This is a genomic window from Burkholderia perseverans (genome assembly GCF_022870505.1).
GTDB classification, from domain to species: Bacteria; Pseudomonadota; Gammaproteobacteria; order Burkholderiales; family Burkholderiaceae; genus Burkholderia; species Burkholderia plantarii.
The window spans coordinates 2,798,011-2,816,803 of the sequence record NZ_CP045094.1 but is presented as its reverse complement, the minus strand read 5'-3'; the positions used below and the strand labels follow the sequence as shown (position 1 = coordinate 2,816,803).

Sequence of the window (18,793 nt, the reverse complement as noted above, 5' to 3'; positions counted from 1 at the left end):
CCCCTGAGGCACCCGCCGTTTTTTCACGCGTGTCGGGTTCTGCCGCGCCGGCCCGCCGCGCTCAGTACGACTGCCGGTCGAGCTTGATCTCCTGCAGGATCGTGGTGGCGATCTCCTCGATCGACTTGTGCGTCGACGACAGCCAGTTGATCCCTTCGCGACGCATCATCGCCTCGGCCTCGTTGATCTCGAAGCGGCAGTTCTCGGGCGACGCGTACTTGCTGCCGGGGCGCCGCTCGTTGCGGATCTCGGAGAGCCGCTGCGCGTCGATCGACAGCCCGAACAGCTTGTCGCGATGCTGGGCCAGTTCGCCCGGCAGCTTGCCGCGCTCGAAGTCCTCGGGAATCAGCGGATAGTTCGCGGCCTTCACGCCGTACTGCATCGCCAGGTAGAGACTGGTCGGCGTCTTGCCGCTGCGCGACACACCCACCAGGATCACTTCGGCCTCGGCGAGATTGCGGTCGGACTGGCCGTCGTCGTGCGCGAGCGAGAAGTTGATGGCCTCGATCCGCGTCTTGTATTCCTCGGTGTCCGCGTTCTGGTGGCCGCGGCCCATCGCGTGGGTCGATTTCAGCTGCAGCTCCTGCTCGAGCGGCTCGACGAAGCGCTGGAACATGTCGAGGATCAGCGCGTTGGAGCGCTTGACGATGTCGTTCGACTCGCCGTCCACCAGCGTCGTGAACACGATCGGCCGGCGGCCGTCGAGCTGCGCCGCGTCGTTGATCTTCTGCACCGTCAGGTATGCCTTGTCGTGCGAATCGACGAACGGCACGCGCACGAGCCGGAACTTCTGGTCGAACTGGGACAGGATCGAGTGCGCGAAGGTTTCGGCGGTGATCCCGGTGCCGTCGGAGACGATGAAAACGGTTGGAAGCATGAATGGCGAGCGTGCGCGATGGCGGCCTGGACGGCCGGAAGCGGCCATTCTAGCAGGGCCGGCGCGCCTCGTTCCGGCCCGCGCGGGCGGGCCGCCGCGCCGTTGCAGGCGTGGCGCGCGGATCGCGCGCGGCCATGCCGGACGCCCGACGCGGGGTTGGCTGGCGCCCTCGCGGCCCCGGTTCGAGCGCGCGCTCGGGCCGCATTCGCACATCGCGCGGCCGGCACGGTAGAATAGCGACCAACCTGTTGGATAAGCCGTTGCGGAAAAGACATCACGATCGCGTCTTTTTTACCGCCGCTGGCTTGTGTTCCCGGCAAATTGGGCGATTTGTCTGCTTGTTCGCCTTTCTGCCGGGATTTTTACAAGCCGCGCCGCTTCGCGAATGCTTATCCAACAGGTCGCGCGATGCACGCCCCGCTTTTTGCAAGCGGTCGTGCATCAAGCCCAATCGCGCGATCGTGAATTTTTTTCACACTTAGGGGCTTGTATGACTAACGCAGCAAACGTCGCAAAGGACCAGGCGTATGTAATCCCGTTCGAGCAGTTGCGGATGAATGATGTCGAGATCGTGGGGGGCAAGAATGCCTCCCTCGGCGAGATGATCAGCCAGCTTTCCGAGGCCGGCGTGCGCGTTCCCACCGGGTTCGCCACGACGGCGCTCGCGTTCCGCGACTTCCTCGCTCACAACGACCTCACCGACCGCATCGCGAAACGCCTCGAGTCGCTCGATATCGACGACGTGAAGGCGCTCGCCGTCGCGGGCGCCGAGATCCGCAAGTGGATCGTCGACGCGCCGCTGCAGCCGCGGCTCGAGGAAGGCATCCGCGAACAGTTCAAGGTGCTCTGCCAGAGCTCGCCGGAAGAGCTGTCGTTCGCGGTCCGTTCGTCGGCCACGGCCGAGGATCTGCCCGACGCATCGTTCGCCGGCCAGCAGGAGTCCTACCTGAACGTGGTCGGCATCGACGACGTGCTCGACCGCATGAAGCACGTGTTCGCGTCGCTCTACAACGACCGCGCGATCTCGTACCGCGTCCACAAGGGCTTCACGCACGCCGAGGTCGCGCTGTCGGCCGGCGTGCAGCGCATGGTGCGCTCCGACGTCGGCGCGGCCGGCGTGATGTTCACGATCGACACCGAGTCGGGCTTCAAGGATGCCGTGTTCGTCACCTCGAGCTATGGCCTTGGCGAAACCGTGGTGCAGGGCGCCGTGAACCCGGACGAGTTCTACGTGTTCAAGACCACGCTCGCCCAGGACAAGTACCCGATCATCCGTCGCTCGATCGGCTCGAAGCTGATCAAGATGGAGTTCACGCAGCCGGGCGAGCCGGGCCGCGTGAAGACGGTCGACGTCACGCACGAGCAGCGCAACCGCTACTCGATCACCGATGCCGACGTGATCGAGCTGGCCAAGTACGCGGTGATCATCGAGAAGCACTACCAGCGCCCGATGGACATCGAGTGGGGCAAGGACGGCCGCGACGGCAAGATCTTCATCCTCCAGGCGCGCCCGGAAACCGTGAAGAGCCAGGCCAACGGCAAGGTCGAGCAGCGCTTCAAGCTGAAAGGCCAGTCGCAGGTGCTCGCGACCGGCCGTGCGATCGGCCAGAAGATCGGCGCCGGCCCGGTGCGCGTGATCCAGGACCCGTCGGAAATGGAGCGCGTGCAGCCCGGTGACGTGCTGGTGGCCGACATGACCGACCCGAACTGGGAGCCGGTGATGAAGCGCGCCTCCGCGATCGTCACGAACCGCGGCGGCCGTACCTGCCACGCGGCGATCATCGCGCGCGAGCTCGGCGTGCCGGCCGTGGTCGGCTGCGGCGACGCGACCGACGTGCTGAAGGACGGCGCGCTCGTGACCGTGTCGTGCGCGGAAGGCGACGAAGGCAAGATCTACGACGGCCTGCTCGAGACCGAAGTGACGGAAGTGCAGCGCGGCGACCTGCCGACCATCCCGGTCAAGATCATGATGAACGTCGGCAACCCGCAGCTCGCGTTCGACTTCTCGCAGCTGCCGAACGGCGGCGTCGGGCTCGCGCGGCTCGAGTTCATCATCAACAACAACATCGGCGTCCACCCGAAGGCGATCCTCGAGTATCCGAACGTCGATTCGGACCTCAAGAAGGCCGTGGAGAGCGTCGCGCGCGGCCATGCCTCGCCGCGTGCGTTCTACGTCGACAAGCTGACCGAAGGCATCGCGACGATCGGCGCGGCGTTCTATCCGAAGCCCGTGATCGTGCGTCTGTCCGACTTCAAGTCGAACGAGTACAAGAAGCTGATCGGCGGCTCGCGCTACGAGCCGGACGAGGAAAACCCGATGCTGGGCTTCCGCGGCGCGTCGCGCTACATCGCCGACGACTTCGCGCAGGCCTTCGAGATGGAGTGCATGGCGTTGAAGCGCGTGCGCGACGAGATGGGCCTGACCAACGTCGAGATCATGGTGCCGTTCGTGCGGACCGTGAAGCAGGCCGAGCGCGTGGTGGGCCTGCTCGCCAAGTACGGTCTCAAGCGCGGCGAGAACGGCCTGCGCCTGATCATGATGTGCGAGGTGCCGTCCAACGCGATCCTGGCCGAACAGTTCCTCGAGCACTTCGACGGCTTCTCGATCGGCTCGAACGACCTGACGCAGCTCACGCTCGGCCTCGATCGCGACTCGGGCATGGAACTGCTCGCCGTCGATTTCGACGAGCGCGATCCGGCCGTAAAGTTCATGCTCAAGCGCGCGATCGACACCTGCCGGCGCCTCGGCAAGTACGTCGGCATCTGCGGCCAGGGCCCGTCCGATCATCCGGACTTCGCGCAATGGCTGACCGAAGAGGGCATCGAGTCGATCTCGCTGAACCCGGATACGGTCATCGCGACCTGGCAGGCGCTCGCGAAGACGCAGAAGTAAGGCGCTTTCGTAAGCGGCCTTCGCGAGGCCGGCTCCGGCGGGCGGCGTTTTGCCGTCATATGCCGGAGTCGCCCGCCGGAGCCCGATTCAGGCACGGCTCTGTGCTATAAACACCCCGGTGGCTACCGGGGTGTTTTCGTTTGGAGGTCGGGATGTTGTCAGGCGAACTGATCTGGTGGATCGGCGTCGGCGTGCTGGTGGTGGCCGAACTGATGACGGGCACGTTCTATCTGCTGATGATCGCGCTCGGCTTCGTCGCCGGCGGCCTCGTCCACCTGGCCGGCGGCGCGCCGCATGCGCAGGTGGCCGCCGCCGCGCTGGTCGCGCTGGTGCTGCTGGTGGCGCTGCGTCGCTCGCGCTTCGGGCGCCGCCAGAAGCGCGACGCGTCGGCCAATCCCGACGTCAATCTCGACATCGGCGCGGCGCTCGATATCGCGCGCTGGCATGAGCGGCGCGCGCGCGTGCCGTATCGCGGCGCCGACTGGGACGTCGAACTCGCCGAGGGCGAGCGCGACGACGCGCTGCACTATGAAGTGCGCGCGGTACGGGGAAACTGTCTGATCGTCGCGGCGCGGCAGCGGGGCTGAGTGCCCGGCGCGCCGCGACGATCCGTCAATCACAGGGAGGCTGGTTTCATGAATGCGCTGATTTTCTGGGTGGTGCTGCTCGTCATCGTGTTCGTGGTGCTGTCGAAGACGGTGAAGATCGTCCCGCAGCAGCACGCCTGGGTGCTCGAACGCTTCGGGCGCTTTCACGCGACGCTGTCGCCGGGGCTCAACGTGGTGCTGCCGTTTATCGACCGGATCGCCTACCGCCACGTGCTGAAGGAGATCCCGCTCGACGTGCCGAGCCAGGTTTGCATCACGCGCGACAACACGCAGCTGCAGGTGGACGGCGTGCTGTATTTCCAGGTCACCGACCCGATGAAGGCCTCGTATGGCTCGAGCAACTTCGTGCTGGCGATCACGCAGCTGTCGCAGACCATGCTGCGCTCGGTGATCGGCAAGCTCGAACTCGACAAGACCTTCGAGGAGCGCGACTTCATCAACCACAGCATCGTGTCGGCGCTCGACGTCGCCGCGTCGAACTGGGGCGTGAAGGTGCTGCGCTACGAGATCAAGGATCTCACGCCGCCCAAGGAGATCCTGCACGCGATGCAGGCGCAGATCACCGCCGAGCGCGAGAAGCGCGCGCTGGTGGCGGCCTCGGAAGGGCGCCGGCAGGAGCAGATCAACCTGGCCTCGGGCGCGCGCGAGGCCGCGATCCAGAAGTCCGAGGGCGAGCGGCAGGCGGCCATCAACCACGCGCAGGGCGAGGCCGCGGCGATCCTCGCGGTGGCCGAGGCCAACGCGCAGGCGATCCAGAAGATCGCGCAGGCAATCCAGTCGCAGGGCGGCATGGAGGCGGTGAACCTGAAGGTGGCCGAGCAGTACGTGAGCGCGTTCGCGAACCTGGCCAAGCAGGGCAACACGCTGATCGTGCCGTCGAATTTGTCTGACCTGAGCACGTCGATTGCTTCGGCGCTGACGATCGTCAACCGCGGCGTGCCGGGGGCCGCGAAGGGCTGATGCCCGGCGCTATGCCGGCGCTATTGGCAAGCGCAGCAAGGAAAACGGCCCGCGGGATGCGGGCCGTCGTCGTTTCAGGGGGCAGGGACGGGTTAGGGGCGGGTGAGCCGCAAGCCGCTTCAGGCGGAACCGGCGCCCGCGCGCATGATCCGCGCCTTTTCGCGCTCCCAGTCGCGCTTCTTCTCGGATTCGCGCTTGTCGTGCAGCTTCTTGCCCTTGGCGAGGCCGATCTCGCACTTGACGCGCCCGCCCTTGTAATGGAAGTTCAGCGGCACGAGCGTGTAGCCGCGCTGCTCGACCTTGCCGATCAGCTTCTTGATCTCGTCACGATGCAGCAGTAGCTTGCGCGTGCGGACCGGATCGGGCTGGATGTGCGTCGAAGCTTCGGGCAGCGGGCTGATGTGCGTGCCGATCAGGAAGATCTCGGCGTTCTTGACGATCACGTAGCCTTCCCTGATCTGGCCACGGCCCGCGCGCAGCGCCTTGACCTCCCATCCTTCGAGCACGAGCCCTGCTTCGTAGCGTTCCTCGATGTGATAGTCGAAGAAGGCCTTTCTGTTGTCTATGATGCTCATGAAAGGAAATGGCCAACTCGTTTAAAATCACGATTTTAGCAAAGCGGGGCGCGGTTGGCCCGGCTCGGCCCCCACTCTTGATGCCGCGAGATTTATGGCAGATGTCCAGAAAACCGTATTGATCCGCCATTCGGCGGAACAGATGTTCGACCTCGTCACCGACGTGGCCGACTACCCGAACTTCCTGCCGTGGTGCGGCGGCATCGAAATCCGCCGCCAGGACGAGACCGGCATGGAGGCGCGGATCGACATCAACTTCAAGGGCATCCGGCAGCACTTCGCGACCCGCAACACGCAGGAGCGGCCGCACCGCATCGACATGGAGTTCGCCGACGGCCCGTTCAAGAAGTTCACGGGCTACTGGCGCTTCACGCCGCTGCGCGCCGATGCCTGCAAGATCGAGTTCTCGCTGCACTACGAATTCACCAACGTGATCCTCGAGAAGATCATCGGCCCGGTGTTCAGCCACATCGCGAACACCTTCGTCGATTCGTTCGTCAAGCGCGCCGACCAGCGCTACGGGAAGGGCTGACGATGCTGGCCGTGCAGGTGTGCTACGCGCTGCCCACGCAGCAGACGCTGATCGATCTGGCGGTGCCGGAGAACACCACCGTGCGCGCGGCGATCGAGGCGAGCGGGATCGTGGCCCGGCACCCCGAGATCGACGTGAGCGTCGCGAAGACGGGCGTGTTCGGCAAGCTCGCGCCGCTCGACACCGTGCTGCGCGACGGCGACCGCGTCGAGATCTACCGGCCGCTGGTGGTCGACCCCAAGGCGGCGCGCCAGCGGCGCGTGGACAAGACGCGCCGCGAAGGGTCCGAGGAGGGCCGCAAGTGGCAGCACAAGGATTCGCGCTGAGGCGTTGACGTTCGTCTTGCCCGCGGACTCGGCTGCCTCGGCGTCCGCGTGCTTTCCGGGGCAGGAGTGCTGGTGCTGGCGCCGTGTAGCGTTGCGCGGCCGTTCCTGCCTGCCACCTCGTTCCGTTTCCCTATCTGGTCATCGATGCAGCGGCGCCCCGGCTTGCCCGGCTGGCGCCCGGCTCAGTGCGCCGGCCGCCTGAGCGCGGCCTCCTGTTCGAGGTCGGGGCTGCCGGGGCCGGCCGGCGGCGGCGCGGTGTTGCCGTGGCGCCGCACGGCGCCGTAGACGCCCGCCAGCAGCAGCACCAGCGCGCCGGCCTCCAGCGGCCGCGGCAGCCGCGCCTCGAACGCGAAGCCGTAAAGCATCGCGAACACCGTTTCGAACACGATCAGCTGGCCCGTCAGCGTGAGCGGCAGGCGCCTGGATGCCGCATTCCACAGACAGTTGCCGAGCCACGACGCGCCGATCGCGAGACCAAGATTGAGCAGCCAGAAGGCCGGCCAGCGGCCCGGCGCCGGCATCGCGACGCTGCCGGCCGGCAGTAGCGCGAGCGCGAGCCAGCCGAGCGCGCCGACCAGCCCGGTAACGACACCCCACAACACCGACCATTCGTTGCCGTCGAAGCGATGGTGCCGCCGCAGGTAGCGCGCGTTGGCGACCGCGTACCAGGTCCAGCTCGCGAGCGCGCCGGCCGCGCAGCCGACGCCGGCGAGCTTGTCGAGGGTGGAGGTGGCGCGCGCCGCGCTCGAGGTGAACAGGTCGACGTTGATGCAGGCGATGCCGGCCGCGACCAGCACGAGCGGCAGCACGAGGCGGCGCAGCGGCACCGCGTCGGCGTCGCGCAGCCCGGCGAGCGTGACCGTGACGGGCAGCACGCCGACGATCAGCGAGCTCGGCGCGATGCCGATCAGGTGGACGGCCGTGGCCAGCAGCATGTAGTAGCCGAGATTGCCGACGATCGCGAGCTGCACGAGCGCGCCCAGATCCTCGCGCGTGAGCCGCGCCAGCAGCGAGCGCGCGGCCGGCAGCGCGACCAGCGCCGAGACCAGCCCGTACATCGTGTAGCGGCCCGCGCTCAGCGCCAGCGGCGAGACCTCGGCGAGCAGCCGCGGGACCAGAAATACCATGCCCCAGAGGGCCCCGGCGAGGATGCCGTAGATGATGCCGCGCTGCATGACGAATTTCCTTGCGACCAGGCGAGATTCAGGGGCAGCGCATCGTAGCGGGGCGGGGCCGGGCCGTCTTGTCGAATCCTGCGCTCGGCGAGGATCTAGCGGGCCGCTTACTTCAATCGGGCGGCGCGTTCCGCGAGACGGCGAGGGGTGGTGGACGTGGCCGAGGCAGCATCCGGGACGGCACGGCCGCCGCCCGATGTTCGGATCCGAACATCGCGGCGCGGCGGCGAAATCCGGACGAACGCCTGACGAAGCACAAAGCGAACGGCTGCCGGGGAAGCCGCTAAGCCGTTGTTCGTGTTGTGAAAATCTGCCGCGCATCGCGTATAATTCGGCTTTGCGCCCATAGGATCTGCCATGCGTCTCATCCAAAAAGCACTCACGTTCGATGACGTGCTCCTCGTCCCGGCGTTCTCCGACGTCCTGCCGCGCGACACCAGCCTCAAGACCCAACTCACCCGCAACATCGCCCTGAACATGCCGCTCGTGTCCGCCGCCATGGACACGGTGACGGAAGGCCGTCTCGCGATCGCGATGGCGCAGCAGGGTGGCGTGGGGATCGTCCACAAGAACCTGACGCCCGCCGAGCAGGCGCGCGAGGTCGCGAAGGTCAAGCGCTTCGAATCGGGTGTGGTGCGCGACCCGATCACGGTGCCGCCGACGATGAAGGTGCGAGATGTAATCGCGCTGTCGCGCCAGCATGGCATTTCCGGGTTCCCGGTCGTCGAGGGCGCGCAGCTGGTCGGCATCGTGACGAACCGCGACCTGCGCTTCGAAAGCCGCCTCGATGACGTGGTGCAGTCGATCATGACGCCGCGCGAGCGCCTCGTGACGGTCAAGGAGGGCACGCCGCTCGCCGAGGCCAAGGCGCTGATGCACAGCCACCGCCTCGAGCGCGTGCTGGTGGTGAACGATGCGTTCGAGCTGCGCGGCCTGATGACGGTGAAGGACATCACCAAGCAGACCGAGCACCCGGACGCCTGCAAGGACGAGCATGGCAAGCTGCGCGTGGGCGCGGCCGTGGGCGTGGGCGCCGACAACGAGGAGCGCGTCGAGCTGCTGGTGCAGGCCGGCGTCGACGTGATCGTCGTCGATACCGCGCACGGCCACAGCAAGGGCGTGCTCGAGCGCGTGCGCTGGGTCAAGCAGAACTTCCCGCGGGTCGAGGTGATCGGCGGCAACATCGCCACCGCCGCCGCCGCGAAGGCGCTGGTCGAGTACGGCGCGGACGCCGTCAAGGTCGGTATCGGCCCGGGCTCGATCTGCACGACGCGGATCGTGGCCGGCGTGGGCGTGCCGCAGATCAGCGCGATCGCCAACGTGTCCGAGGCGCTGCGCGGCACCGGCGTGCCCTGCATCGCTGACGGCGGCGTGCGCTTCTCGGGCGACGTGTCGAAGGCGCTGGCCGCCGGCGCGAACGCCGTGATGATGGGCAGCATGCTGGCCGGCACCGAGGAAGCGCCGGGCGACGTGTTCCTGTACCAGGGCCGCCAGTACAAGTCGTACCGCGGCATGGGCTCGGTGGGTGCGATGAAGGACGGCGCCGCCGACCGCTACTTCCAGGACAACTCCGCGAACATCGACAAGCTCGTGCCGGAAGGCATCGAAGGGCGCGTCGCGTACAAGGGTTCGGTCAACGCGATCCTGTTCCAGCTCGTCGGCGGCGTGCGCGCGAGCATGGGCTACTGCGGCTGCCGCACCATCGAGGAGCTGCACGAGAAGGCCGAGTTCGTCCAGATCACCGCGGCCGGCATGCGCGAATCGCACGTCCACGACGTGCAGATCACCAAGGAAGCCCCCAACTACCACGTGGACTGATCGCCGATGAAACCACTGCTGCGCGTCGTACTCGTCATCGATGCCCTGCTGCTGCTCGCAGGGGGTGTGCTGTTCGTGCTGACGCCCTGGAAGGGGCTGTACGACGCGCTGCAGCTGGTGCCGGTCGATCCGGCGATGGTCGGCCAGGCGTTCGGCATCGCGCTGCTCGGGCTGGCCTGGCTCGCGTTCCATGCCTCGTTCAACGGTGACCTGACCGCCGGCGTCGCGCGCGCGGTCGGCCACGTGAACTGGCTGATCGGCGTGCTGATGGTGGTCTGGCTGATCGGCCTGCACCGACCCGAGCTGACCGCGTTCGGGCAGCTCGTGTCGGTGGCGACCGCCGTCGTGCTGTTCGTGGTCGGATTGGGCGGTGTGCGGCTGGCCTCGGCGGTGCGCCGGCGCGAGCGCGTGCTGGCGGCTGAGGCCAAGACGCAGCAGGTCGTGACGCGGCGCGAGGTGGCTGCCGATGCCGTGCCGGCGCCGGCGCCCGCGCCCGCGCCGGTCGTGGTGCCGCCGCAGCCGCATCCGGCCGCGACGCGCGTCGAGCCCGGCATCGGCGCGGCGGGTACGTCGGCCCCGACCGGGCGCGTGGAGCCGGCGGGAACCGGTGCGCCGTCGTATGCGCCGCCCGCCACGCCCGGTTCCGCCACCGATCCGACGCGGTCGCCTCCGCGCGGCTGAGCGGGGTCGCGCCTCGTTCGCCAGTGCGTTCGCGTGTACCGAGCGCTCGCCGGGCACTCATTGCACGCTGATCGGGCCTTGTGCCCGGACCGTTTTCCGATTCAGATGCAGCGCCGCGTGCGCTGCTTTTCTTACCTGTTTGTATTCATCTCGTAGCCTGCCATGCACGACAAAATCCTGATTCTCGACTTCGGTTCGCAAGTCACCCAACTGATTGCGCGGCGGGTTCGCGAAGCGCACGTCTACTGCGAAATCCACCCGAACGACGTCAGCGACGAATTCGTCCGCGAGTTTGCGCCGAAGGGCGTGATCCTGTCGGGCAGCCACGCGAGCACCTACGAGGACCACCAACTGCGCGCGCCGCAGGCCGTCTGGGATCTCGGCGTGCCGGTGCTCGGCATCTGCTACGGGATGCAGACCATGGCCGTGCAGCTCGGCGGCAAGGTGGAGTGGAGCGATCACCGCGAATTCGGCTACGCCGAAGTGCGTGCGCATGGCCACACGCGCCTGCTCGACGGCATCGAGGATTTCCGCACCGAGGAAGGCCACGGCATGCTGAAGGTGTGGATGAGCCACGGCGACAAGGTGGGCGAGCTGCCGCCCGGCTTCAAGCTGATGGCGTCGACGCCGAGCTGCCCGATCGCCGCGATGGCCGACGAGGAACGCGGCTACTACGCCGTGCAGTTCCACCCGGAAGTGACGCATACCCTGAAGGGCCGCCAGCTGCTCGAGCGCTTCGTGCTCGAGATCGCGGCCGCGAAGCCGGACTGGGTGATGCGCGACCATATCGAGGAAGCCGTCGCGCTGATTCGCGAGCAGGTAGGCAGCGAGGAGGTGATCCTCGGCCTGTCGGGCGGCGTCGATTCGAGCGTGGCCGCCGCGCTGATCCATCGCGCGATCGGCGACCAGCTGACCTGTGTGTTCGTGGACCACGGCCTGCTGCGCCTGAACGAAGGGCAGATGGTGCTCGACATGTTCGCGGGGCGACTGCATGCGAAGGTGGTCCATGTGGACGCGTCGGAGCAGTTCCTCGGCCATCTCGCCGGCGTGACCGACCCGGAAGCGAAGCGCAAGATCATCGGGCGTGAATTCGTCGAGGTGTTCCAGGCCGAGGCGAAGAAGCTCAGCAACGCGAAGTGGCTCGCGCAGGGCACGATCTATCCGGACGTGATCGAGTCGGGCGGCGCGAAGACGAAGAAGGCGACGACGATCAAGAGCCACCACAACGTCGGTGGGCTGCCGGAGACGCTGGGGCTGAAGCTGCTCGAACCGCTGCGCGACCTGTTCAAGGACGAGGTGCGTGAGCTGGGCGTGGCGCTCGGGCTGCCGCCGGAGATGGTGTATCGCCATCCGTTCCCGGGGCCGGGCTTGGGCGTGCGGATTCTGGGTGAAGTGAAGCGCGATTACGCGGAGTTGCTGCGTCGCGCCGATGCGATCTTCATCGAGGAATTGCGCGGCACGATCGCGAACGAGCAGGATCTGGCGGCGGGGATCTGCGATGCGTCGCAGGTCGGGAAGTCGTGGTACGACCTGACGAGCCAGGCGTTTGCGGTGTTCCTGCCGGTGAAGTCGGTGGGCGTGATGGGGGATGGACGGACTTACGACTACGTGACTGCGCTGCGTGCTGTGCAGACGACCGACTTCATGACGGCGCATTGGGCGCATCTACCGTATACGTTGCTGGGGCGGGTTTCGAACCGGATCATCAACGAGGTTCGAGGGATCAATCGGGTGGTTTATGACGTGTCGGGGAAGCCGCCGGCTACGATTGAGTGGGAGTGAAATCAGGTCCTTCGAGGACTACCGCCAGTCAGCAAAAAAGCTGACGATAAAAGTGGCGGTACGAATCGAGACCGGATTAAGACATTCTCGTTCACTATTCAGATCTTTACCGTCTTTGACGGTAAAGATCTTCTCGGAAAAGCTTGTTTTACGCGGCTTTCCAGGCATCAACGGGTCTTTTGATCTCTGACGGTAAAAGCCGTCGAAAAACAAGAGAAAAATCACGGTGCTCATCGGCCCTGCACCGCGCTGTCTGGAGCCAAAGCCCAAGATTTAAGGCGTCTGACCGGTCCGGGATGTGGATGACGGCATCGCCCAGCGGTACTGTCACCTTCCGCTACGTTTCCGTCTCAACGGCCGCCCGCAAAACATTAAATATCGGACGCTAGTCCTGACGGTATTTGATTGGCGATGGCGTGCGAACTGCTGCTGGACGCGCGGAAATCCGTTATCAATGGCATATTTCCCTCGCTTGAAAGTAGCACGTGAAACGCCACGTGACTGAATCAAGACTTTCGGCATGGCGATGGATGCCTATTGGGCCAATACACGATGGGCCGACACCACCCGCGGCGCGCGTCAACATAGCATTGACCCGGAACCCTGCTCCATTTTTCGGAATCGTCTGCTGACTGAAATTCAACCTGAAGACCCGCGGCCCTTTTGCAACAAGGACAAGGACAAGGAACGCGGGGCGCCAGCCACCGCGGTGCAGATTCGGGGCAGCGTGAAGCAGGTCTATGTCTACGCCGTCGCTCACGGGGAAAAGGTGGACAACCCTGCTGACAGGGTGGGGTCGTCCACTATCGTCACCGTCGTGCCAAAGGATCGTGCTTTGTCGCCCTTGGAAATCCGGCTGATGGTCCGGCAGATGGAATCGGTGGCATCAAGCTGGCGTTGCGTCTAATCCTGCTGACGTCGGTGCGCAAGCGAACTGAGCCAAGCCACATGGGATGAGGTCGATTTCTAGAGCAAGACCTGGGCAATCCCCACGCATCGGATGAAAGGGCGCAATCCATGTGATCTATCTGTCGCGCCAGGCGCTCGACATCTTCGTTAAGCTGCATGCCTGCGCAGCCGGCTCGAAATTCGTTTTTCCTTCCCGTTGCGATCCACGGCGTTGCATGTCCAACGCGACCTTGAACCGGGTCACCCAACTCGTGGCGGAAGCTCCAGCATGTTAGCGCCAATATAAAACCGGCCCACCCACCGAAAGGTGGGTTAGTTTTCGGGCGGCGTTGACAGGTACGGCCGTCAGGTAAAAGCGGCCCGGTTGCAACCGAACACGACGTGGGTTCTCAATGCGCTGCTCGTCAAACTGCGCGACGAGCCGTCCGTGCAGTGTCATGCCGGGATGACGTTCGGGTACGGCGGATATCGTGGCGACGGCGAAATATCTTGACGGAAAGACCGCCGGCAATCCGGTTTTCATCGATCTTTGTCAATGGCGCTGATATTCCGTTAATCGCGATGTTGCATCGCAGCGTGCCATCACGTGGAAATTATCAACTGCCTCGAACTAAATCCAGACGATTCGATGGAGATTTTATCGGCTGTTATGCAGAAAATCGTACCTGGATAATCCGCTCACCGATTGACATCGAGTAAAAATTGCCGAATCGATTAAGTGCCAATTCAACGTTTACCATTTCTTTCATTTTTCCCCTAAAGTGGCGGTGCCATAAACAGAATGGCCCTACGAGGAAGAACCTGAGAAGAAGGAAAGACATGAGTACGGCGTCGTCAGGCGGCGTTCTATCCAGCTTTGCGAGCCCGCAGGGAGCACCGGCGGGACTCGGCGGACTGGCGGGTTCGCTTGCCACCCATATCGCTAGCCAGGTCGGCCCGGTGGCCGCGCTTGCCGGTCACGTCGATACCGTGCAGCGCGCGGTGCAATTGGCGCAGACAGGCTTCTCGCTGTTGCAGCGGCCGCCGGCCGCGATTGCCGATTCGATCAATCAGGCGGTGGGCAGCACGGCGAAGCTCACGCAGATGAACCGCTACGTCACGCTCGACACGCCGCTTGGCGATGACGTGCTGCTGGTGAGCGTGGCGGTGGTCGACGAGCACGTCAACCGGCTGCCGGAGATGCATCTCGATCTGCTCTCGCACCGCAACGATCTGAAGCCAGCCGACCTGATCGGCCAGCAGGTCCGGCTCAGGTTCGACCCGCAATCCCAACAATCGCTGCTGGCCGCCGCCACTGCCGTGAGCGGCGACGAGACGCGGTATTTCGACGGTTTCGTGGCGTCATTCGACCGTGTCGGCAACCCAGGCAGCGTGACCCAGTATCACATGTCGGTGGTGCCGTGGTTCTGGTTCCTGACGCGCTCGACCGATTGCCGGATCTTTCAGGAGCAGACGGCGCAGGCCATCCTGTCGACCGTGTTTGCCGATCACGGCTTCAGCGATTTCGCGTTCGACATCCATTCCGAGCAACAGCCGCTCGAATACGTGGTGATGTACCAGGAGTCCTATTACAACTTCTGCGCCCGGCTGATGGAGCAGGAAGGGCTGATCTGGACGCACCGCTACGAAAAGGACAAGCACGTCCTCGTGATCGGCGACGGCAACGCCATGTTCCGCCCGATCAAGGGGCTGGCCAGCGTGCCCTACGCCGACAGCGCCTCGAGCGAATACAACGGCATCGACCAACTCAACCAGGGCGGCCATTTCGGCGTCGGCAGGATCGTCTATCGCGACTTCAACCATCAGACGCCGTCGTCGCCGCTGATGATGGTGGAAATCGAATCGACGCTCAAATACGCGCGGCTCGCCACGACCGAGCGTTTCGAACATCAATCGCTCTACGATCACGCCGCCGACGGCGACCGCTACGCGCTCCAGGCCATCGAGGCCGAGGAGGCCGAGGGACAGCGCTACACGGGCCAGGGCTACGCATGGCGCATGACCACGGCCGGCAGCGTCAGCGTGACGGGCCACCCGGTGGCCGCCGACAATCAGGCCTACGTGATCCTGCAGGTGCGCCACGAGGCGGTCAACGACTACACCGCGCACGCGGCCAAGCTGCCGTACCGCAACAGCTTCGTGCTGCTGCCGCAGAAGGTCTCCTACCGCGCGCGGCGCGTCACGCCCAAGCCGCTGATCCAGGGCACCCAATCGGCCATCGTGGTCGGTCCGAAGGGCGAGCAGATCTATACCAACGGCAGCTGCGTGAAGCTGCATTTCCTGTGGGACCGGCGCGGCAAGCTCGATGGCTCCGATTCGATGTGGATCCGGGTGTCGCAGCCGTGGGCCGGCGCCGGCTGGGGCGCGGCCGCGATTCCGCGGATCGGCCAGGAAGTGCTGGTGGCGTTCAATCAGGGCGACCCGGACAACCCGGTGATCGTCGGCCGCGTGTTCAATGGCGAGCAGGGCAACCCGTACCACGGCGCGGCGGGCCAGACGATGGGCATCAAGAGCCAGACGCACAAGGGCGAAGGTTCGAACGAACTGCGCTTCTCCGACGTGAACGGCAGCCAGGAAGTGTTCCTGCACGCCCAGAAGGACATGAACACGGTCATCAAGGATGCCGAAACGCATACCCTCGAGGCCGGCCCGCGCACCGTCTCGCTGCTCAAGGGCAGCGAATCCAAACGGATCCTCGAAGGCGGCATGACCGAGACGATTGCGCTGACCCGCGACACCTCGGCGAACGTCATCAATACCAAGGCGATCGCCAGCAAGGCCGGCCCCGGCATGCAGAGCCACCAGGCCAGCGACGGCATCGAGCACCGCGTGGGCGAAAGCGTCGTGACCATGACGCCCGACGGCATCAAGCTGAGCCACGGCCCGTCGACGATCCTGATCAACGCGAACGGCATCTATCTCGACGGCCCGGTCATCCACCTGAACCAGGGCAGCGTGCAGACGCCCGAGCAGGCGCTGGCGCTGCAATGGGCCGCCGCGCAGGCCATGATCGCGCAGGGTCTCGCCAGCTCGGACCCGGCCACGCGCGCGGCGGCCTCGAAGCTGGCCGAGTCGCTCAAGGCGCAGCAGCTCGCCAAGCTGGCCGACCACGTCTATCACCCGAACGATCCGCCGCCCACCGGCTGGAAGGCGATCGGCAACGATCCCGAAGCGCTCAAGGCCTACGGCCTCAAGCCGAGCGATCTGCAGAAGCCCGGCAGCAACTTCGGCGCGCAGATGTACGCGCCCGATCCGGCCGTGTTCGGCGACACCATGAAGCCGGCCATCGCGTTCAAGGGCACGCAGCAGTTGTTCGGTGAGGACATGACCAACAACCTCGCGCAGGGCCTCGGCAACGATTCGCCGTATTACCGCAACGCCGTCACGATCGGCAAGGACCTTCAGGCCTCCGGGGCGGCGTCAGGCGTCGATCTAACGGGCCACTCGCTCGGCGGCGGACTGGCCTCGGCGGCCTCGGAAGCCAGCGGCTCGTCTGCGATCACGTTCAACGCGGCGGGCCTCGATCCGGGCACGGTCGCCCAATACGGCGGCACCGCGCAGGCCAGCAACATCACCGCCTACCGCGTCGACGGCGATATCCTGACGGGCATGCAGGAAGGCCGCCTCGGCCCGATCAGCGATGGCACGGCCGCGCTGATGCCGAAGGCAGCCGGCACGCCGGTGACGCTCGACGGCACCAGCGTGACCACCGTCGGCCGCCATTTGATGGGCGAAGTGTCGAATGGCCTGGGCCAACAGGTTTCCAAGGACGAGCTGAGTCTCGCCTCCCATCTGAACTCATCGAACTGATGCGATACAAGAATGCAATTGCCGCCGGCACCGTCGCCGCGCTGATCGGCGCGGCGCTGCCGCTCGGCTGGCCCACTCAAGCGCAAGGGATCACCATGACTGGCTTCAAACGCTATGCGCCGGAAGAATTCTTTTCGGGGCAGCAGCTCACGCTGGCCCAGGCCATCCACGACGGCAACCTCGGCAGCGTGCAGCAGCTCGCGCCGAAGACGGACCTGAACACGCCCGGCGCGAAGCACGTCACGCTGCTGTCGTACGCCGTGCAGGAAATCGTGCCGGTCAAGAACGACGCGTCCAGCCCGCGCTACCAAATCATCGCGGTGCTGCTGAAGAACGGCGCCGATCCGAAGGCGAGCCTCGGCCCCGACGGCGGCTCGGTCGCCGAGCTCTCGCTGCGCGCCGATACGCCGAACCTGCTGCGCGTGCTGCTGGACGGCGGCCTGGATCCGAACTGGCTCTACAACGGCGACACGCCGATGCTGTTCGAGGTGGCCGAGAACAAGCTGCTGCCGCAGTTGAAGCTGCTGATCGAACACAAGGCAAACGTCAACGCGCGCGATTCGCTCGGCAAGACGGCGCTGTTCCAGGCGACGATGATCCAGCAGTGGGACACCGTCGATTACCTGCTCGCGCACGGTGCCGATCCGAAGGTCGCGAGCGAACTGGGCGTCTCCTACGGCTGGGTGCTGCAGAACGAACTGAAGAATCACGCCACGCCCGATTCGCCGGCCGCCGCGAGCATCGAGCAGATCCGCCGCAAGATCGTCGCGGCCGGCGCGCCGTGGCCGCCGCTCGATCCGAGGGCCCAGCGCGCGGCCATGCGCGCGCGCGGCGAGAAGGTCGTGACGCCGGCCGGTCAGGCCGACTGATGGCCGATCCGGTCGAGGCGCCGCCGGCCGTCGGCCGGCGCGCGGTGCTCGGCGCGTCCGTGGCGGGCTATGTGCTGTCGCTGCTGCTGCCGGCGATGTATTTCGACAAGGAGCCGGCGCTGAGCGGCCTGGCGCTGCTCGGGCAAGGCTGGTTCGGCCTGCTGACGCTCAATCCGTCGTGGCTGGCCAATCCGCTTTACCTGTTCGCCGCGGTCCAGCTCGCCCGGCGTCGCGACGGCCGGGCCGCGGCGTTCGGCGGCGCCGCACTGGCGTGCGCGCTGTGCTCGTTCTTCACGAGGCACTGGTATTTCAACGAGGCCAATGCGACGCCGATCGCCGGCCTCGGGATCGGTTTTTATGTGTGGCTGCTGGCGCTGGCGGCGTTGCTGCTGGGCAGCCTGCGTTTGCGCCGGAGCGCCGCCGCAATGCACTGAGTCGCGCGCGGGCCTTCGCTTCATTCGATTTTTTCTGACACGGGCAGCTTGCATGACGGATTCCGACAGCCGTATCCGCATCCACGAAGGCAGCGTCGCGCTGCCGGCCGGTTTCGAGGATCGGACTACCAATCTCTTCGTGCCGGCCGACCTGGCCGCGCAGCCGAACTTGAGCGTCGCGCGCGACTGGTTGAAGGACGGCGAAGCGCTCGACGTCTACGTCGATCGCCAGAGCGCGTTGCTCAAATCGCGGTTGCAGGGTTATCGCCTGATCGCGCGCGCGGCCGAGCGGCTCGGCGCGGAAGACGGCGGCATCGCCGGCGAACGGATCGACACCGCCTACCGCAATGGCGCGAAAACCGTGTTCCAGCGGCAGGCGGCGTTCGTCGTCGCGCCGGGGCGCGTGCTGATCTTCACGGCGTCGAGCGCGAAGCGCTTCGGCGACACCGACAACGCACTCTGGTGCGACTGGCTCGACAGCTATCGGCCGGACGCGCCGGAACCGGCGCCGGACCAGGCCTGACCCGCGCAAAGGAGACGTATC

17 protein-coding genes and 1 pseudogene are annotated in these 18,793 nt (G+C 65.8%); 13 read left to right on the top strand and 5 right to left on the bottom strand.

Annotated elements, in window-relative coordinates:
* Positions 1–61: 61 nt before the first annotated feature.
* Complete coding sequence (gene ppsR / locus BpN12_RS27000) at positions 62–877, bottom strand: posphoenolpyruvate synthetase regulatory kinase/phosphorylase PpsR (RefSeq protein ID WP_246795263.1); 816 nt, start codon at positions 875–877, stop codon at positions 62–64.
* A 490-nt stretch (positions 878–1,367) separates the two neighbouring features.
* On the opposite strand from ppsR, the gene ppsA reads away from it, so the two are divergent.
* The 3 genes from ppsA to BpN12_RS26985 all read left to right on the top strand — a co-directional run bounded on the left by ppsA (position 1,368) and on the right by BpN12_RS26985 (position 5,338).
* On the top strand, positions 1,368–3,770 hold the full coding sequence (gene ppsA / locus BpN12_RS26995) for a phosphoenolpyruvate synthase (protein WP_246795262.1): 2,403 nt from the start codon (positions 1,368–1,370) through the stop codon (positions 3,768–3,770).
* Positions 3,771–3,922: 152 nt separating this feature from the next.
* Positions 3,923–4,357, top strand: a complete 435-nt coding sequence (locus BpN12_RS26990) for an NfeD family protein (RefSeq protein ID WP_246795261.1) — start codon at positions 3,923–3,925, stop codon at positions 4,355–4,357.
* Positions 4,358–4,405: 48 nt separating this feature from the next.
* Entirely contained in the window at positions 4,406–5,338 is a 933-nt protein-coding gene (locus tag BpN12_RS26985) for an SPFH domain-containing protein (protein ID WP_246795260.1), read from the top strand.
* 119 nt (positions 5,339–5,457) lie between these two features.
* Here the strand turns inward: BpN12_RS26985 and smpB are convergent, their stop codons facing one another.
* The gene (smpB, locus tag BpN12_RS26980) at positions 5,458–5,913 is read right to left on the bottom strand and encodes an SsrA-binding protein SmpB (protein WP_198251805.1); all 456 of its coding nucleotides are present in this window, start codon (positions 5,911–5,913) and stop codon (positions 5,458–5,460) included.
* Between the two features lie 94 nt (positions 5,914–6,007).
* Between smpB and BpN12_RS26975 the strand changes: the two genes are divergently transcribed.
* Both BpN12_RS26975 and BpN12_RS26970 read left to right on the top strand, forming a co-directional pair.
* Positions 6,008–6,445, top strand: coding sequence for a type II toxin-antitoxin system RatA family toxin (locus BpN12_RS26975; RefSeq protein WP_042625335.1), 438 nt, complete (start codon positions 6,008–6,010; stop codon positions 6,443–6,445).
* A gap of 2 nt (positions 6,446–6,447) precedes the next feature.
* The gene (locus BpN12_RS26970; protein WP_246795259.1) at positions 6,448–6,771 is read left to right on the top strand and encodes an RnfH family protein; all 324 of its coding nucleotides are present in this window, start codon (positions 6,448–6,450) and stop codon (positions 6,769–6,771) included.
* Between the two features lie 182 nt (positions 6,772–6,953).
* Here BpN12_RS26970 and BpN12_RS26965 read toward each other — a convergent pair whose 3' ends face one another.
* Positions 6,954–7,946, bottom strand: coding sequence for a DMT family transporter (locus BpN12_RS26965; protein WP_246795258.1), 993 nt, complete (start codon positions 7,944–7,946; stop codon positions 6,954–6,956).
* Between the two features lie 357 nt (positions 7,947–8,303).
* On the opposite strand from BpN12_RS26965, the gene guaB reads away from it, so the two are divergent.
* The 3 genes from guaB (at position 8,304) to guaA (ending at position 12,227) form a co-directional block, all read left to right on the top strand.
* Entirely contained in the window at positions 8,304–9,764 is a 1,461-nt protein-coding gene (guaB, locus tag BpN12_RS26960; protein WP_246795257.1) for an IMP dehydrogenase, read from the top strand.
* A 6-nt stretch (positions 9,765–9,770) separates the two neighbouring features.
* The gene (locus BpN12_RS26955) at positions 9,771–10,445 is read left to right on the top strand and encodes a hypothetical protein (protein ID WP_246795256.1); all 675 of its coding nucleotides are present in this window, start codon (positions 9,771–9,773) and stop codon (positions 10,443–10,445) included.
* Between the two features lie 162 nt (positions 10,446–10,607).
* On the top strand, positions 10,608–12,227 hold the full coding sequence (gene guaA / locus BpN12_RS26950) for a glutamine-hydrolyzing GMP synthase (RefSeq protein WP_246795255.1): 1,620 nt from the start codon (positions 10,608–10,610) through the stop codon (positions 12,225–12,227).
* 18 nt (positions 12,228–12,245) lie between these two features.
* Here the strand turns inward: guaA and BpN12_RS26945 are convergent, their stop codons facing one another.
* A complete protein-coding gene (locus BpN12_RS26945; RefSeq protein WP_246795254.1) occupies positions 12,246–12,461 on the bottom strand; it encodes a hypothetical protein in 216 nt (71 codons plus the stop codon).
* Here BpN12_RS26945 and BpN12_RS33510 point away from each other — a divergent pair.
* Positions 12,454–13,396 (top strand): annotated as a pseudogene (locus BpN12_RS33510) (tyrosine-type recombinase/integrase); the annotation flags it as partial. The gene BpN12_RS26945 and the pseudogene BpN12_RS33510 sit on opposite strands and share 8 nt — an antisense overlap.
* Positions 13,397–13,407: 11 nt before the next feature.
* On the opposite strand, the gene BpN12_RS26935 reads toward BpN12_RS33510, so the two are convergent.
* Positions 13,408–13,659: a hypothetical protein gene (locus BpN12_RS26935; RefSeq protein ID WP_246795252.1), complete on the bottom strand. Its 252-nt coding sequence runs from the start codon at positions 13,657–13,659 to the stop codon at positions 13,408–13,410.
* 296 nt (positions 13,660–13,955) lie between these two features.
* On the opposite strand from BpN12_RS26935, the gene BpN12_RS26930 reads away from it, so the two are divergent.
* From BpN12_RS26930 to BpN12_RS26915, 4 genes are read left to right on the top strand one after another with little or no spacing between them, the layout of a single operon-like run.
* Positions 13,956–16,946, top strand: coding sequence for a type VI secretion system tip protein TssI/VgrG (locus tag BpN12_RS26930; RefSeq protein ID WP_246795251.1), 2,991 nt, complete (start codon positions 13,956–13,958; stop codon positions 16,944–16,946).
* Complete coding sequence (locus BpN12_RS26925; RefSeq protein ID WP_246795250.1) at positions 16,946–17,815, top strand: ankyrin repeat domain-containing protein; 870 nt, start codon at positions 16,946–16,948, stop codon at positions 17,813–17,815. Before BpN12_RS26930 ends, BpN12_RS26925 begins: the two co-directional genes overlap by 1 nt.
* Positions 17,815–18,249, top strand: coding sequence for a hypothetical protein (locus BpN12_RS26920; protein ID WP_246795249.1), 435 nt, complete (start codon positions 17,815–17,817; stop codon positions 18,247–18,249). The genes BpN12_RS26925 and BpN12_RS26920 overlap by 1 nt, the downstream gene beginning before the upstream one ends.
* 52 nt (positions 18,250–18,301) lie before the next feature.
* Positions 18,302–18,772, top strand: coding sequence for a DUF1795 domain-containing protein (locus BpN12_RS26915; RefSeq protein WP_246795248.1), 471 nt, complete (start codon positions 18,302–18,304; stop codon positions 18,770–18,772).
* Positions 18,773–18,793: the final 21 nt, after the last annotated feature.

Bases quoted from the DNA above. Each gene is read 5' to 3' on its own strand.
- guaB (WP_246795257.1), top strand. From the start codon at position 8,304: ATGCGTCTCATCCAAAAAGCACTCACGTTCGATGACGTGCTCCTCGTC.
- smpB (WP_198251805.1), bottom strand. From the start codon at position 5,913: ATGAGCATCATAGACAACAGAAAGGCCTTCTTCGACTATCACATCGAG.
- BpN12_RS26915 (WP_246795248.1), top strand. From the start codon at position 18,302: ATGACGGATTCCGACAGCCGTATCCGCATCCACGAAGGCAGCGTCGCG.
- BpN12_RS26955 (WP_246795256.1), top strand. From the start codon at position 9,771: ATGAAACCACTGCTGCGCGTCGTACTCGTCATCGATGCCCTGCTGCTG.
- ppsR (WP_246795263.1), bottom strand. From the start codon at position 877: ATGCTTCCAACCGTTTTCATCGTCTCCGACGGCACCGGGATCACCGCC.
- guaA (WP_246795255.1), top strand. From the start codon at position 10,608: ATGCACGACAAAATCCTGATTCTCGACTTCGGTTCGCAAGTCACCCAA.
- BpN12_RS26975 (WP_042625335.1), top strand. From the start codon at position 6,008: ATGGCAGATGTCCAGAAAACCGTATTGATCCGCCATTCGGCGGAACAG.
- BpN12_RS26925 (WP_246795250.1), top strand. From the start codon at position 16,946: ATGCGATACAAGAATGCAATTGCCGCCGGCACCGTCGCCGCGCTGATC.
- BpN12_RS26985 (WP_246795260.1), top strand. From the start codon at position 4,406: ATGAATGCGCTGATTTTCTGGGTGGTGCTGCTCGTCATCGTGTTCGTG.
- BpN12_RS26990 (WP_246795261.1), top strand. From the start codon at position 3,923: ATGTTGTCAGGCGAACTGATCTGGTGGATCGGCGTCGGCGTGCTGGTG.
- BpN12_RS26945 (WP_246795254.1), bottom strand. From the start codon at position 12,461: ATGAGCACCGTGATTTTTCTCTTGTTTTTCGACGGCTTTTACCGTCAG.
- BpN12_RS26920 (WP_246795249.1), top strand. From the start codon at position 17,815: ATGGCCGATCCGGTCGAGGCGCCGCCGGCCGTCGGCCGGCGCGCGGTG.
- ppsA (WP_246795262.1), top strand. From the start codon at position 1,368: ATGACTAACGCAGCAAACGTCGCAAAGGACCAGGCGTATGTAATCCCG.
- BpN12_RS26935 (WP_246795252.1), bottom strand. From the start codon at position 13,659: ATGAAAACCGGATTGCCGGCGGTCTTTCCGTCAAGATATTTCGCCGTC.
- BpN12_RS26930 (WP_246795251.1), top strand. From the start codon at position 13,956: ATGAGTACGGCGTCGTCAGGCGGCGTTCTATCCAGCTTTGCGAGCCCG.
- BpN12_RS26965 (WP_246795258.1), bottom strand. From the start codon at position 7,946: ATGCAGCGCGGCATCATCTACGGCATCCTCGCCGGGGCCCTCTGGGGC.
- BpN12_RS26970 (WP_246795259.1), top strand. From the start codon at position 6,448: ATGCTGGCCGTGCAGGTGTGCTACGCGCTGCCCACGCAGCAGACGCTG.